General features: G+C 73.0%; 13 protein-coding genes. 5 read left to right on the top strand and 8 right to left on the bottom strand.

Features of this window, described 5'->3' with window-relative positions; all coding sequences use genetic code 11:
* Positions 1-108: 108 nt before the first annotated feature.
* Together ACFYW7_RS34745 and ACFYW7_RS34740 are read right to left on the bottom strand one after the other, a co-directional pair.
* Complete coding sequence (locus ACFYW7_RS34745) at positions 109-1,053, bottom strand: decaprenyl-phosphate phosphoribosyltransferase (protein ID WP_389509858.1); 945 nt, start codon at positions 1,051-1,053, stop codon at positions 109-111.
* A complete protein-coding gene (locus ACFYW7_RS34740) occupies positions 1,046-1,555 on the bottom strand; it encodes a phosphatase PAP2 family protein (RefSeq protein WP_389509999.1) in 510 nt (169 codons plus the stop codon). The genes ACFYW7_RS34745 and ACFYW7_RS34740 overlap by 8 nt, the downstream gene beginning before the upstream one ends.
* A gap of 409 nt (positions 1,556-1,964) precedes the next feature.
* Between ACFYW7_RS34740 and ACFYW7_RS34735 the strand changes: the two genes are divergently transcribed.
* A complete protein-coding gene (locus tag ACFYW7_RS34735) occupies positions 1,965-3,314 on the top strand; it encodes an FAD-binding protein (RefSeq protein ID WP_389509856.1) in 1,350 nt (449 codons plus the stop codon).
* Between the two features lie 87 nt (positions 3,315-3,401).
* A complete protein-coding gene (locus ACFYW7_RS34730; protein WP_389509854.1) occupies positions 3,402-4,157 on the top strand; it encodes a decaprenylphospho-beta-D-erythro-pentofuranosid-2-ulose 2-reductase in 756 nt (251 codons plus the stop codon).
* Positions 4,158-4,205: 48 nt separating this feature from the next.
* Here the strand turns inward: ACFYW7_RS34730 and ACFYW7_RS34725 are convergent, their stop codons facing one another.
* Positions 4,206-4,787 carry a 2'-5' RNA ligase family protein gene (locus ACFYW7_RS34725; protein ID WP_389509852.1) on the bottom strand — a complete coding sequence of 194 codons (582 nt, stop codon included), beginning with the start codon at positions 4,785-4,787 and terminating at the stop codon, positions 4,206-4,208.
* Between the two features lie 228 nt (positions 4,788-5,015).
* The gene (trpS, locus tag ACFYW7_RS34720; protein ID WP_389509850.1) at positions 5,016-6,029 is read right to left on the bottom strand and encodes a tryptophan--tRNA ligase; all 1,014 of its coding nucleotides are present in this window, start codon (positions 6,027-6,029) and stop codon (positions 5,016-5,018) included.
* Between the two features lie 388 nt (positions 6,030-6,417).
* On the opposite strand from trpS, the gene ACFYW7_RS34715 reads away from it, so the two are divergent.
* Positions 6,418-7,173: a hypothetical protein gene (locus ACFYW7_RS34715; RefSeq protein WP_389509848.1), complete on the top strand. Its 756-nt coding sequence runs from the start codon at positions 6,418-6,420 to the stop codon at positions 7,171-7,173.
* 82 nt (positions 7,174-7,255) lie between these two features.
* On the opposite strand, the gene ACFYW7_RS34710 is transcribed toward ACFYW7_RS34715, so the two are convergent.
* A complete protein-coding gene (locus ACFYW7_RS34710) occupies positions 7,256-8,701 on the bottom strand; it encodes a glycine hydroxymethyltransferase (RefSeq protein WP_389509846.1) in 1,446 nt (481 codons plus the stop codon).
* 403 nt (positions 8,702-9,104) lie between these two features.
* Here ACFYW7_RS34710 and rocD point away from each other — a divergent pair, with 403 nt between their 5' ends.
* Positions 9,105-10,319, top strand: coding sequence for an ornithine--oxo-acid transaminase (rocD, locus tag ACFYW7_RS34705; protein WP_389509997.1), 1,215 nt, complete (start codon positions 9,105-9,107; stop codon positions 10,317-10,319).
* 27 nt (positions 10,320-10,346) lie between these two features.
* Here rocD and ACFYW7_RS34700 read toward each other — a convergent pair whose 3' ends face one another.
* Together ACFYW7_RS34700 and ACFYW7_RS34695 are read right to left on the bottom strand one after the other, a co-directional pair.
* Entirely contained in the window at positions 10,347-11,531 is a 1,185-nt protein-coding gene (locus ACFYW7_RS34700) for a glutathionylspermidine synthase family protein (RefSeq protein ID WP_389509844.1), read from the bottom strand.
* A gap of 276 nt (positions 11,532-11,807) precedes the next feature.
* Complete coding sequence (locus ACFYW7_RS34695) at positions 11,808-12,143, bottom strand: hypothetical protein (protein WP_389509842.1); 336 nt, start codon at positions 12,141-12,143, stop codon at positions 11,808-11,810.
* Between the two features lie 130 nt (positions 12,144-12,273).
* Here ACFYW7_RS34695 and ACFYW7_RS34690 point away from each other — a divergent pair, with 130 nt between their 5' ends.
* Positions 12,274-13,125, top strand: coding sequence for a hypothetical protein (locus ACFYW7_RS34690; protein ID WP_389509995.1), 852 nt, complete (start codon positions 12,274-12,276; stop codon positions 13,123-13,125).
* 22 nt (positions 13,126-13,147) lie between these two features.
* On the opposite strand, the gene ACFYW7_RS34685 is transcribed toward ACFYW7_RS34690, so the two are convergent.
* Positions 13,148-14,539 (bottom strand): PLP-dependent aminotransferase family protein, encoded by a 1,392-nt coding sequence (locus tag ACFYW7_RS34685; protein ID WP_389509840.1) that lies wholly within the window; start codon positions 14,537-14,539, stop codon positions 13,148-13,150.
* Positions 14,540-14,557 lie beyond the last annotated feature (18 nt).

Genomic DNA, 14,557 nt, shown 5'->3' with positions numbered 1-14,557 from the left:
TCCCGGGTCCCGCCGGTTCCACGGCGGCGGGACCCGGGACGGCCGGTGTCACGAGGACGGAAGGGAGGGCGGGAGGGGGCCCGGAGCCGGGCCGGTCCTCGGTGACGCTCACCAGTTCGCCACGGCGAGCCCGTACATCGCCAGCCACACCAGGCCGATGACGGCGAGCGCGCGGTCGCCCAGGACGACGTCCTCCGGTTCGCCCGCCGTACCCCGGTCGGCGAAGACGGCGTACCGCAGGACGGCGAGGATGAAGGCGACCATCGACAGCTGGCGCCACGGCAGCACCGCGGCGCTCGGCACTCCGCCCTCCTCCAGGGCCCAGAGGCAGTAGCCGAGGATCGAGACCCCGGCCGCGAGCTGCCAGACGAAGCGCAGGTAGCCGGTCGTGTACTCGGTGAGCAGCGCGCGCGTGGCACCCGCCTTCCCCGTCATCTGCACGGCTTCGGAGTAGCGCTTCGCCGCGACCATGAACAGGGCCCCGAACCCGGTGGTGATCAGGAACCAGCGCGAGAGCGGGATCCCCAGGTCCAGCCCGCCGATCATCGCCCGCATCAGGAATCCGGTCGTGACGACGACGAGGTCGACGACCAGCACGTGCTTGAGGCTGACGCAGTAGGCCAGTTGCATGCCGAGGTACGCGGTCAGCAGCGCGCAGACGGCCGGCGGGCAGAGCCAGGCCGCGGCGGCGGGCGCGAGGACCCCGAGGACGCCTCCGACGGCGTACGCGACCGGGACGGGGACCTGGCCCGCGGCGACCGGGCGATGGCGTTTCACCGGGTGGGCCCGGTCGGCGACGGCGTCCCGGGCGTCGTTGATCAGGTACACGGCGGCGGCACAGGCCGTGAACAGGAGGAAGACGAGGGCGAGTTGACCGAGCGCGTGCCGGGAGAAGAGCTCGCCTGCGGCGGCCGGGGCGGCCACGACCAGGACGTTCTTCACCCATTGGCGGGGACGCGCGGTCCTGACCAGACCCCGGACGAGTCCGGTCACGCTCCTCGGCGGCGGGGCGAGGGCCGGGGCGCGCTCCAGCAGTGCCACGCGCTCAGCCATGACCGGCCCCGATCCACCGGGTGCCCAGCCCGGCCGCGGCGGCGCCCAGGGCCGCGCCCGCGGCCACGTCGGTGGGGTGGTGGACGCCGACGACCAGGCGCGAGACGCACATGGCGGCGGCCAGCGGCGCGACGGCGTAGGCGCCCAGGGTGCCGTAGGCGACCGCCGCCGCCGCCGCGGAGGTGGCGTGCGAGCTGGGGAAGGAGTGCCGTCCGGCCGTGCGCACCAGCGGTGTGACGTGCGTGGGACGCGGGCGGCGCACGATCCGCTTCACTCCCATGCTCACGAGATGGGCGGTGGCGGTGAGCGCCGTCGCGCGCAGCCACGCGCCACGGCGCTCGCGGTCGGTGGCCGCCCCCGCGAGTCCCGCGGCGAGCCACAGGGCACCGTGCTCCCCGCTCCAGGACAGGGCGCGCGCGACGGCCGCGACGCGCGGGTCCACGCCGTACGCGTGGAACGCGGACAGCAGCCGACGGTCCACGGCGTCGAGCCTGCGGTCCATGTCCTCGAGCCGGCGGCCCGTGTCGTCACGTCGCCGGGCGATGCCGTCACGGTGGACGCGGTCGTCACGCTCGTCCTTGTGGGCGCGGTCGTCGCGGCCCGCACAGTGGTCCCGGTCGTCGCCGTGATGCCGGTCGTCGCGGTGATGCCGGTCGTCATGCCGTCGTTCCGTGTCGCCGGGGTGGCCGCGCACGTCGGGCCGCCGGTCCGTGTCACCACGGTGACCATGGTCGTCGAGCCGCCGTCGCGCGTCGTCTAGGTCGTCCATGCGATCCCACTCTTCTAGGGAGCGGTCACGGAATTACGGCAATCTAGGACGACATCTCATTAATCACCCATTTCGGTGAGGAGCCGTGAGGGCCGGTTAGATTGCCCCGTCGCGCACCCTCACCGGCGCTACGGTCACGGGCATGCCTGCCGACACCGTCTCCGTCACGGGTTGGGGCCGCACCGCCCCGACCGCCGCACGTATGGTCCGCCCGCGCACCTACGAGGAGGCGGTCACCGCCGTCCGGGACTGCGGAGCGCGGGGAGGGATCGCCCGGGGGCTCGGGCGGGCGTACGGCGACGCCGCGCAGAACGCGGGCGGAGCGGTGCTCGACATGACGGGCCTGGACCGGATCCACGCCGTCGACCTGGACGCCGGCACGGTCGTGTGCGACGCGGGCGTGTCCCTGCACCGGCTCATGGAGGTCCTGCTCCCCCTCCGCCGGTTCGTGCCCGTGACGCCGGGGACCCGTTACGTGACCGTGGGCGGGGCGATCGGCGCGGACATCCACGGCAAGAACCACCACGTGTCGGGCTCGTTCGCCCGTCACGTGCTCTCCTTCGAGCTGCTCACCGCCGACGGCGAGATCCGCACGGTCGGACGCGGCACCCCGCTCTTCGACGCCACGGCCGGCGGCATGGGCCTGACCGGTGTGATCCTCAGGGCGACCGTCCGCCTCCAGCCGGTGGAGACCGCCCTGATGACGGTCGACACCGAACGCGCGGTGGACCTGGACGACCTGATGGCCCGCCTCACCGCAGGCGACCACCGGTACCGCTACTCGGTGGCCTGGATCGACCTCCTCGCGCGCGGGGCACGCATGGGGCGTTCGGTCCTGACCCGCGGCGATCACGCGCCGCTGGACGCGCTGCCCGCGCGGGCGCGCCGCCGGCCGCCGGCCCTGCGCGCCTCGCGGCTGCCGGCCGCCCCCTCCTTCGTACCGGAGGGGCTCCTCGGACGGACGACGGTGGGCCTCTTCAACGAGCTCTGGTACCGCAAGGCGCCCCGCGCGCGGACCGGCGAACTCCAGTCCGTTCCCGCCTTCTTCCATCCCCTCGACGGGGTGCCCCACTGGAACCGGGTCTACGGGCGCGGCGGCTTCGTCCAGTACCAGTTCGTCGTCGGCCACGGACAGGAGGAGACCCTGCGCCGGATCGTGCGGCGCATCTCCGAGCGCCGCTGCCCGTCCTTCCTCGCCGTCCTGAAGCGCTTCGGACGGGGTGATCCGGGCTGGCTGTCCTTCCCCCTGCCCGGCTGGACCCTCGCCCTGGACATCCCGGCGAACCTGCCGGGGCTCGGCGCCTTCCTGGACGAGCTGGACGAGGAGGTGGCGGGCGCCGGAGGACGGGTGTACCTCGCCAAGGACGCGCGGCTGCGGCCCGACCTGCTCGCCGCGATGTATCCGCGGCTCGGCGTGTTCCGCTCCCTGCGGCGGGAGCTGGACCCGCGGGGGGTCTTCACCTCGGACCTGTCCCGCCGCCTGGGCCTGTAGGCCTGTGGACCGCCTCCCGATGCCGCCGGCCGCCCCGCCGCCCGCCGCCCCGCCCCTCCCTTCGTTCTCCCGTCCCAAGGAGCTGTCATGAAGGACGCCTTCGGCATCCCCCAGTCCCTGTTGATCCTCGGCGGCACGTCCGAGATCGCGCTGGCCACCGCGCGCCGGCTGATCGCCCGGCGCACCCGCACGGTGTGGCTCGCCGGGCGGCCGACCCCCGCTCTGGAGGAGGCCGCCGAGCAGCTGCGCCGACTGGGCGCGGACACCCGTACCGTCGCCTTCGACGCCCTCGCCCCGGAGTCCCACGAGGCCGTGCTCGGCAAGGTCTTCGCCGAGGGCGACATCGACCTGGTCCTGATGGCCTTCGGGGTGCTCGGCGACCAGGCCGTGGACGAGCGGGAGCCGGTCCTGGCGGTGCGGATCGCACAGACCAACTACACGGGCGCGGTGTCGTCCGGCCTGGTGTGCGCGGGGGCCCTCCAGACCCAGGGGCACGGTTCGCTGGTGGTGCTGTCCTCGGTCGCCGGTGAACGCGCCCGCCGCTCGAACTTCATCTACGGCTCCAGCAAGGCGGGCCTGGACACCTTCACGCAGGGCCTGGGCGACGCCCTGTACGGCACGGGCGTGCACGTCATGGTCGTACGCCCCGGGTTCGTCCGTACGCGGATGACGGCCGGTCTGCCGGAGGCACCGCTGGCGACCACTCCGGAGGCGGTGGCGGCGGCGATCGAGCTGGGACTGCGGCGCCGTTCCGAGACGGTGTGGGTGCCGGGGGCGCTCAGGGTCGTCATGTCGGCCCTGCGGCACGCGCCGCGCGCGGTGTTCCGACGGCTGCCGATCTAGGGCGGGAGCCCCGCCGAGGCGGGCCCCCGGCTCCTCGGGCGGCGGGACCTAGAGCGCGGGCTGGGTCGTGTCCCGCTCGGGCGATCCGGCCTGCGGGGGCACCACGGCGCTGCCGAAGGCGAAGTCGCGGAGCTTGCGCCACACGCCGTCGGCGCCCTGTTCGTAGAGGGCGAATCCGGTGCAGGGCCACTGGGCCTCGTATCCGGAGAGCGCCTCGAAGGCGCGGTCCATCGCCTCGTCCTCGATGCCGTGGGCCACGGTGACGTGCGGGTGGTACGGGAACTGCAGTTCGCGGGCGACGGGACCGGAGGCGTCCCGGACCTGCTTCTGGAGCCAGCCGCAGGCCTCCGCGCCGTCGGCCACCGTCACGTAGACGACCGGCGACAGGGGACGGAAGGTGCCCGTGCCGGACAGCCGCATCGGGAACGGGCGCCCGGCGGCCGCGACCTCGACGAGGTGCGCCTCGATCGCGGGCAGCGCCGAGTCCTCCACCTCGGTCGGCGGCAGCAGGGTGACGTGGGTGGGAATGCCGCAAGCCGCGGGGTCGCCGAAGCCCGCGCGCCGCTCCTGGAGCAGGCTGCCGTGAGGCTCCGGGACCGCGATCGACACGCCGATCGTTACGGTCCCCACGTCGTCTCCTGTCGTCGTTCGGTGGTCCTGGTGGTGCGGTTGTACCGCGCGGGCGGGGGCGGTTGTTCCGACCTGCCCGACTATCGACTGTACGGCGGTATCACCCGCGTTCGGCGGCCGTACGAGTGTCGCGCTCGTCTCGTACTGACTGCCGAGGTGGCTGTGGTAGGGGTCCTGCCGTCACCGCACGGCGGCCGGGTGGCCGCGGGTGCGGTGACGGCACCGGCGTCAGTGCTTGGCGGGCAGGAATCCGACCCTGTCGTACGCCTGGGAGAGGGTCTCCGCGGCGACGGCGCGGGCCTTCTCGGCGCCCTTGGCCAGGATCGAGTCGAGGGTCTCCGGGTCGTCCAGGAACTGCTGGGTGCGCTCACGGAACGGCGTCACGAAGTCGGTCATCACCTCGGCGAGGTCCGTCTTCAGCGCACCGTAGCCCTTGCCGGCGTACTTCTGCTCAAGTTCCCCGATTCCGGTCCCGGTGAGGGTCGAGTAGATGGTCAGCAGATTGCTGATACCCGGTTTCCCCTCCGTGTCATACCTGATGACGGTGTCCGTGTCCGTGACCGCGCTCTTGACCTTCTTGGCCGTCGCCTTCGGGTCGTCGAGCAGATTGATGAGCCCCTTCGGCGTCGACGCCGACTTGCTCATCTTGATCGACGGGTCCTGGAGATCGAAGATCTTCGCCGTCTCCTTGAGGATGTACGGCTTGGGGACCGTGAACGTCTCGCCGAAGCGGCCGTTGAAGCGCTCCGCGAGGTCGCGGGTGAGTTCGATGTGCTGGCGCTGGTCCTCGCCGACCGGGACCTCGTTCGCCTGGTACAGCAGGATGTCCGCGACCTGGAGGACCGGGTACGTGAAGAGGCCGACGCTCGCCCGGTCGGCGCCCTGCTTCGCGGACTTGTCCTTGAACTGGGTCATGCGCGACGCCTCGCCGAAACCGGTCAGGCAGTTCATGATCCAGGCGAGCTGCGCGTGCTCGGGGACGTGGCTCTGGACGAAGAGCGTGCAGCGCTCCGGGTCGAGACCGGCCGCGAGCAGTTGCGCGGCGGCGAGCCTGGTGTTGGCGCGCAGGTCCGCGGGGTCCTGCGGAATCGTGATCGCGTGCAGGTCGACGACCATGTAGAACGCGTCGTGGGACTCCTGGAGGGCCACCCACTGACGGACGGCGCCGAGGTAGTTGCCGAGGTGGAACGAGCCTGCCGTGGGCTGGATTCCGGAGAGCACGCGAGGACTGTCAGAGGCCATGCCCACCATTCTCTCAGGTGCGGCGGCCCGCTCCGGAACTGGCCGGAAAGAGACGGGACTCGGATGGACCGGTGTGCCTGGTCCCGGGAACCGCGTCCTCCGGGTCTCCGGCCCGTCGGCACAGACGGTCACCATTTCGCTCAACTGAGCGCCAATTGATCACTGATCGTCAGGCAAGTGCAACGGTGAGGTGACATTCCTGCTGGAGGGGGTGTCTTTCGAGGTCACCGGTGTTTAAGAATGCCGGAGCGCCCGGTACCGGAATCGGCAGGGCGGAGCGCGGCTCGGACGTCACCGTCGTGGGGAACCCCGGTGGGTCCGTCGGCGCACCCAGGAAATTGGCACAACGGTGTGCGGGCCGACTCTGCGTCGGCCGTTTGGGGGTTCCATGCGCGGGCTTCGTCAAGTGGTCACGGTGGTCGGGGCTTTGGGGGCGACCGCCGCGGCGGTGGTGTCGGCGGCACCGTACGCCGTGGCCGGCCCGACGGCCGGTGCGCCGGTGGCAGCGCCTGCGGTCCCCGACAGCGCGGAGCAGGCCGCGCGGAGCACCTCGGCGGAAAGCCCGGACGTCGCCCTGACCATCGCGGGCGACACCGGACGGACGACCACCCTCCACAACGAGGACCAGGACTTCGGACGGCTGTGGCGGCTGCTGTCGCCCCGGTACACGGGAACGCAGAAGGCGCCCGACGGATGGAAGGACGGCCACCTCCCCGAACCCCAGGCCACGGTGATCTGGGGGGTCACGGGGCCCGGGGACGGGACGCGGACCGCCCATCGGACACCGGGCGGCGACGTCACCATCGCGCGCCAGGACCAGGTGTACCTCTCCGTGGACGGTACGCCGTGGGTGCGGTCGAACCTGTCACCGGACTCGATGAACCACGAGATCCGCTGGCATTCGGCGTCCCGTTCGGTGTTCGACGAGCTGATGAAGGAAGGAAGACTCTTCGGCTCCAGATCGGTCGTGTCCGCCACCCGGGTGGCGCCGGACCCGGCGATGTGGGCGGTGCCCGGGCTCGCGGCGGGCGTGGCGCTCGGTGCCGGGGCCACGTGGTTCATCTGCCAGGCGGCGTTCCGGGCCCGGCGCGAGAACGCCGGGCCGCTGCTGGTGACACGCCAGGAGCTGATCGAGGTCCAGTGACCGGCCGGACCGGCCCGCCCGAGCGCCTCGGGCCGGGGGGCCCGGCGCGGGGACGAGACCGGACCGGCCCGGGTGCGGCGGGTCAGCCGAGGTCGATCTCCGGGTAGAGCGGGAAGCCGGCGAGCAGGTCGGTGGCCCGGTGGGCGATCTCGTCGGAGATCTTCGCGTCCAGGACGTGCTGGGCCTTGGAGGGGGCACCCTTGGCGGTGGTGCCGGCCTCGGCGGTGGTGAGGACGCGGTCGATCAGACCGGCGATCTCGTCCATCTCGGTGACGCCGAGCCCGCGGGTGGTCAGCGCGGGGGTGCCGATGCGGATGCCGGAGGTGTACCACGCGCCGTTGGGGTCGGCGGGGATGGCGTTGCGGTTGGTGACGATGCCCGAGTCGAGCAGGGCGGACTCGGCCTGGCGGCCGGTCAGGCCGTACGAGGTGGCGACGTCGATGAGGTTGAGGTGGTTGTCGGTGCCGCCGGTGACCAGGGTGGCGCCACGCCGCATCAGGCCCTCGGCGAGGGCGCGGGCGTTGTCGACGACGGCCTGCGCGTAGCCGCGGAACTCGGGGCGGCGGGCCTCGGCGAGCGCGACGGCCTTGGCGGCCATGACGTGCGGGAGGGGACCGCCGAGGACCATCGGGCAGCCGCGGTCGACCTGCTCGGCGAGGGACTCGTCGCACAGGACCATGCCGCCGCGCGGGCCGCGGAGCGACTTGTGCGTGGTGGTGGTGACGATCTGGGCGTGCGGAACCGGGTCGAAGTCACCGGTGAGGACCTTGCCCGCGACCAGGCCGGCGAAGTGGGCCATGTCGACCATGAGCGTGGCGCCGACCTCGTCGGCGATCTCCCGCATGATCCGGAAGTTCACCAGGCGGGGGTAGGCGGAGTAGCCGGCGACGATGATCAGCGGCTTGAACTCGCGGGCGGAGGCGCGCAGGGCCTCGTAGTCGATGAGGCCGGTCGCGGGGTCGGTGCCGTAGGAGCGCTGGTCGAACATCTTTCCTGAGATGTTCGGGCGGAAGCCGTGGGTGAGGTGGCCGCCGGCGTCCAGGGACATGCCGAGCATGCGCTGGTTGCCGAAGGCCCGGCGCAGTTCGGCCCAGTCGGCCTCGGAGAGGTCGTTGACGCCCCGGACACCGGCCGCGGCCAGGGCCGGTACCTCGACGCGGGCGGCGAGGACGGCCCAGAAGGCGACGAGGTTGGCGTCGATGCCGGAGTGCGGCTGGACGTAGGCGTGTTCGGCGCCGAACAGTTCGCGGGCGTGCTCGGCGGCGAGGGACTCGACGGTGTCGACGTTGCGACAGCCGGCGTAGAAGCGGCGGCCGACGGTGCCCTCGGCGTACTTGTCGCTGAACCAGTTGCCCATGGCCAGCAGGGTGGCCGGGGAGGCGTAGTTCTCCGAGGCGATCAGTTTGAGCATGTCGCGCTGGTCGGCGACTTCCTGGCCGATGGCGTCGGCGACGCGGGGCTCCACGGCCCTGATCACGTCGAGGGCGCTGCGGAAGGCGGTGGACTCGGTGGAAAGGGGCTCTGGCATGACGGCCTCCGGACGTGGCGTTCAGCGTTCACGGGTCGGCCCAGGCGCACGGCACTCGGTTGCCACGACTCCTCGCCCGGACACTCCGGGTCCCCTCGGGACGGCCTGTTTCTCCGCTCAGAGGTCCGGGGATCGCCCCGGTGAAGCCACAGCGCGGGTGCCGCTCCCCGATGGTCGGTCCCATCCCAGCGCGCCAGTCACGGCCCCGCCGTCAGCGTACCGGGCGCGCCGGATCACCGGGGTCCCCGGTCCACCATGCGAGCGACGATAGGAAATAGGCCACAAGCCCATCCCCGCGCGGGCGTCCGTGCCCGTTGCGGGGAGAACGCGCCGTGCGGCGTGCCGGGAAAGACCGCGCCACTCCCCGCGCCGCTCGTCAGAGAACGGAGTTCCCGTGACCGCTATGGATGCCAGGGCGACGACGGAGGCCTTCATCGCCTCGGCCGACGCGCACAGCGCGCACAACTACCACCCGCTGCCGGTCGTCGTGGCGACGGCGGACGGAGCCTGGATGACGGATGTCGAGGGGCGCCGCTTCCTCGACATGCTGGCCGGCTATTCGGCGCTGAACTTCGGCCACGGCAACCGGCGGCTGATCGAGGCGGCGAAGGCCCAGCTGGACCGGGTGACGCTGACCTCGCGGGCGTTCCACCACGACCGGTTCGGGGACTTCTGCCGGGAGCTGGCGTCCCTGTGCGGCATGGAGATGGTGCTGCCCATGAACACCGGCGCGGAGGCGGTGGAGACGGCGGTGAAGACGGCCCGGAAGTGGGGGTACCGGGTCAAGGGCGTCCCGGCCGAGATGGCGAAGATCGTGGTCGCGGGCAACAACTTCCACGGGCGGACGACGACGGTCATCAGCTTCTCGACGGACCCGGAGGCGCGGGCCGACTTCGGCCCGTACACGCCGGGCTTCGAGATCGTGCCGTACGGGGACCTGACGGCGATGCGGGCGGCGGTCACGGAGAACACGGTGGCCGTCCTGCTCGAACCGATCCAGGGGGAGGCGGGGGTGCTGGTGCCGCCGGCCGGTTACCTGCCGGCCGTGCGGGAGCTGACGCGGCAGCGGAACGTGCTGTTCGTCGCGGACGAGATCCAGTCGGGGCTGGGCCGGACCGGCGTCACGTTCGCGTGCGAGCACGAGGGCGTGGTGCCGGACATGTACGTCCTCGGGAAGGCGCTCGGGGGCGGGGTGGTGCCCGTGTCCGCGGTGGTGTCGAGCGCGGAGGTGCTCGGCGTGTTCCGGCCCGGGGAGCACGGGTCGACGTTCGGGGGGAACCCGCTGGCCTGCGCGGTGGCGCTGGAGGTGATCGCGATGCTGCGTTCGGGTGAGTACCAGCGGCGGGCGGCGGAGCTCGGCGAGCATCTGCACCATGAGCTGGGCCGGTTGAAGGACTCGGGCCAGGTCACCGCGGTGCGCGGGCGCGGGCTGTGGGCGGGCGTCGACATCGCACCGGCGCACGGCACGGGCCGGGAGGTCTCCGAGAAGCTGATGGACCGGGGCGTCCTCGTCAAGGACACCCACGGCGTCACCGTGCGGATCGCCCCGCCCCTGGTGATCAGCGAGGAGGACCTGGACTGGGGTCTCGCCCAGCTGCGGGCGGTCCTGGGCGCGTAGGGGCGAATCCCGGCGGGTCCCCGGCGGCTAGAGGATCACGTGGGGCAGGAAGCGGGCGTACTCGTCCGTGATCGGGCCGGACGACTCCCGGATACCGAGGCCCGCCGACTCGTCCTCGACGACCCAGGCGCCGAGGACGACACGGTTGCCGTCGAAGGCCGGGAGCGGTGCCAGCTCCTGGTAGCAGCAGTCCTCCTCGCGGACGACGGGGTCGGCGCCGGGTTCGTGGATCGTCACCCCGGCGCCCTCGCGGCCGAGCAGCGGCTTGGCGACGTACCCGTTCGTGCGGGCCAGCTCGCGAGGACCGTCGAGGTAGGCGGGGAGCAGGTTCGGGTGGTCCGGGTAGAGCTCCCACAGGACGGCGAGGAGGGCCTTGTTGGACAGGAGCATCTTCCAGGCGGGCTCGATCCACAGGGTCGTACCGGTGCCGCCGCCGTTGTCGAGGGTGTCCAGGACGTGGCCGGCGAACTCGTCGGAGGTGAGCCACTCCCAGGGGTAGAGCTTGAAGCAGCTGCGGATGAAGCCGAGCCGGTTGTCGACGAACCGGCCGGAGAGGGGGTCCCAGCCGATCTCCTCCATCGAGATCCAGTCGGTGGCGAGGCCGGCCTGTTCCGCGGTCTCCTTCAGATAGCCGACCGTCATCAGGTCCTCGCCGAGCTCGTCGGCGGCGGAGTGCGCGAAGTACAGGGGGCTGCCCGGCGGAAGGAGGGCGCCCTGCTTCTTCCAGGCGGCGACGAGACGCTCGTGCAGGGAGTTCCACTGGTCGGCGCCGGGGAAGCGGTCCTCCATCCAGAACCACTGGGGACTCGCGGCCTCGACCAGCGAGGTCGGCGTGTCGGCGTTGTACTCGAGGAGCTTCGCCGGGCCGGTGCCGTCGTAGCGGAGGTCGAAACGGCCGTACACGGAAGGGAGTTCGGCGCGGCGGTGCCAGGACTCGGCGACGGCCTCGGCGACCCGCGGATCGTCGATCCCGAGGTCGGCGAAGCGTCCCCGCTCGACGATGTGACCGGCCGCCGCCAGGCACATGCCGTGGAGTTCCTCGACGACCTCCTCCAGCGCCTCCACCTCGGCGAGCGAGAAGGCGTAGTAGGCGCTCTCGTCCCAGTAGGGGCGCAGGGAGTCGTCGGGGTGGCGGGTGAGCGGGTAGACGAGTCCCTGCGCCTCGACGATCTGCTGCCAGCCGGGGCGGGGGGCGATGGTGTGGCGTTCCATGGGGCGTGGGTTCCCTGTTCGGCGGGGCGGTCGGGCTGGTGGTCGGCCGGAGTGGCGAGCGCGTTCGTGCACGCCCGGTGCGTGGCGTACCGGTGTGGGCCGGACCCGCGTGTGCGGGCGCCGCGGTCACGGGCGGGTCGGACACGCCGTGTGCGGGCGCGTCGCGTGCGGGGCTCCCGCTGCCGCGCCGCGGCCCCGCGTACGGGCGGGTCGTCCGGCGGGAGGGTGGGGCCGGGATCGTCCGCCGCGGGTCCGCCCGGTGGGCGCGTCCGGCGATCAGCCGCCGGAGCCGCCCTTGCCGCCGCCGAAACCGCCGCGGTGGACGCCGCCGCCCGAACCGCCCGAGCCCTTGGCGGGCTTGGTCAGGGAGCCGCCGTCGACCCAGCTGCTCTTCTTGTCGCCGCCGTAGTACCAGACGCCGCCGGACGAGGTTCTGGTGGACTTGCAGTTCTCGTCGGCGACGACCTTGTAGCCCTTGTCCGCGTTGTAGCTGTCGCGGTCGACGCAGCGCTTGTCGGGGTCCGAGGAGCAGGCGGTGAGTGCCGCCGCGAGGAGTCCCATACCGCCGAGGACGACCGTGCCCGAGCGGAGCTGCCGTCGCATGTCTGCCATTTCCGTTCCCCCGTTTGATCAATGCGCTTCAGGTTCGACCGAAGAGAAACAGATTAGAGATCCCCGACGGCGGGTCAATGGCGGCCCCCGGAGAAGCGCCGCCCCCTACAGTCGCTTCGTGCTCTTTGGAATGGTGTGCGCCCTTGGTGCCTCGGTCTGTTTCGGTACGGCGACGGTCCTCCAGGCGATGGCCGCGCGGGCGGCGGGCGAGGGAGGTACGGGCGGCGGGGCCGGCGGGGCGGCGGCCCTGTTGCTGCGCGCGCTGCGCGAGTGGCGCTATCTGGCGGGGCTCGCCCTCGACGGGGTCGGATTCCTGCTGCAGATCATCGCGTTGCGGTCGCTCCCGATCTACGCCGTCGGCGCGGCCCTCGCCGCCAGCCTGGCCGTGACCGCGGTGGTGGCCTCGCGGCTGCTCCACGTACGGCTGAGCGGGGTCGAGTGGGGCGCCGTGGCGGTGGTGTGCGCGGGGCTCGCGATGCTGGGGCTGGCGTCCGGCGCGGAGGGGGACCGGACCGGGTCCCTGGGGCTGAAGTACGCGGTCCTCGGGACGTCCGTGGCCGTCCTGGTTCTGGGCCTCGTCGGCGGCCGGCTCCCCGACCGGGGGCGGGCGCTCGCCCTGGGCCTCGGGGCCGGGTTCGGGTTCGGCGTGGTCGAGGTCGCGGTGCGGCTCATCGAGGACCTGGATCCGGGGACGCTGCTGGCCAACCCGGCGACGTACGCGCTGCTGATCGGTGGCGGGGCGGCCTTCCTGCTGCTCACCACGGCCCTGCAACGGGGTTCGGTGACGACGGCCACCGCCGGGCTGGTCATCGGCGAGACCATCGGGCCCGCGCTGGTCGGGGTGGTGTGGCTGGGCGACCGCACCCGCGAGGGGCTGGCCTGGCTCGCCGTGCTCGGCTTCGCGGTCGCGGTGGCCGGGGCCCTGGCGCTGGCGCGGTTCGGCGAGGCGCCGGAGACCGAGCCGGTGGCCCCCTCCACGTGAACCCCGGCCCACCCGGCCGGCCTCAGGGCAGCGCCCGGCACAGCGCGTCCAGCGCGCCGGACCACGCGTGGTCCGGCGGGGTGCCGTAGCCGACGACCAGGGCGTCCTGGGCCGCGACGGCAGCGCCGGGGTGGCGGTGGCGGTCGAGACCGTGGACCGCCAGGCCCTGCCAGACGGCGGCCTCGACGACCGCCCGCTCGGTGCCCGGCGGGAGCCGGAGCACCGCGTGCAACCCGGCCGCGATGCCGGTGGCGTGCACGGCGGGGGCACGGTCCGTGAGCGCGGCCACGAGGGCGTCCCGGCGGCGCCGGTAGCGCAGCCGGGCGGAGCGGACGTGGCGGTCGTAGGCGCCGGAGGTGATGAACTCGGCCAGGGTCAGCTGGTCCAGCACTCCGGTGGACCAACCGCCCTCCCCCTTCAGGGAGATGACCTCGTCCGCCAGGGACGGCGGCAGCACCAGCCAGCCCAGCCGCAGCGCGGGCGCCAGGGACTTGCTCGCGGTGCCCAGGTAGACGACGTGGTCGGGGTCCAGTCCCTGCAACGCGCCGACCGGCTGCCGGTCGTAGCGGAACTCGCCGTCGTAGTCGTCCTCCAGGACGAGCCCCCTGGTGCGACGGGCCCAGCCGACGACGGCGGCCCGGCGGTCCGGGTGCAGCGGCACGCCCAGCGGGAACTGGTGCGCGGGGGTGAGCAGGACGGCTCGTGCACCCGCCATGTCCCGGGTGTCGGTGCCGAGTTCGTCGAACGGCAGGGGCACCGTGCGCAGGCCCGACCGGTGCAGGAGGTTCCAGTGCACGTCCAGGCCGTACGACTCCACGGCGATGGAGCGCAGACCCCGCCCCCGCAGAACCGCGCCGAGCAGCGTCAGTCCGTCTGAGAAGCCGGAGCAGATCACGATGCGGTCCGGGTCGGCCCGGACCCCGCGGGCGCGGGAGAGGTAGCCCGCGAGGGCGGTCCGCAGTTCGGGGCGTCCGCGCGGGTCGCCGTAGCCGAGGGCTTCGTGCGGTGCGGCGGCCAGGGCGCGGCGGGCCGCCTTGAGCCAGGCGGCCCGCGGGAAGGAGGCGAGGTCGGGGCGGCCGGGGACGAGGTCGTAGCGGGGACCGCCCGGCGCGCGGCGGGGCGGCGCGGCCTCCGGCGCCGGTCGCACGACCGCCCGCCCGGCCACCTGGGTGCCCGAGCCCTGGCGCGCGGTGAGCCATCCCTCGGCGACAAGGTCGGCGTAGGCGTCGGCCACCGTGTTGCGGGCGACGCCCAGGTCGGCGGCGAGCGAACGGGAGGACGGGAGACGGGTCCCCGGGGCCAGCCGCCCGCTGCGGACCGCCTCGCGCAGCGCTTCCGTGAGTCCTCTGCGCACTCCGGGGCCGGCCGGCTCCACATGCAGGTCGACGCCCAGAGTGGCCCATGTTCTCGCCATGGAAATGGACCATACCCC

The sequence above is a fragment of the Streptomyces sp. NPDC002580 genome (assembly GCF_042889485.1).
In the GTDB taxonomy this organism is placed as follows: Bacteria; Actinomycetota; Actinomycetes; order Streptomycetales; family Streptomycetaceae; genus Streptomyces.
This window is presented reverse-complemented; position numbering and strand designations above follow the sequence as displayed.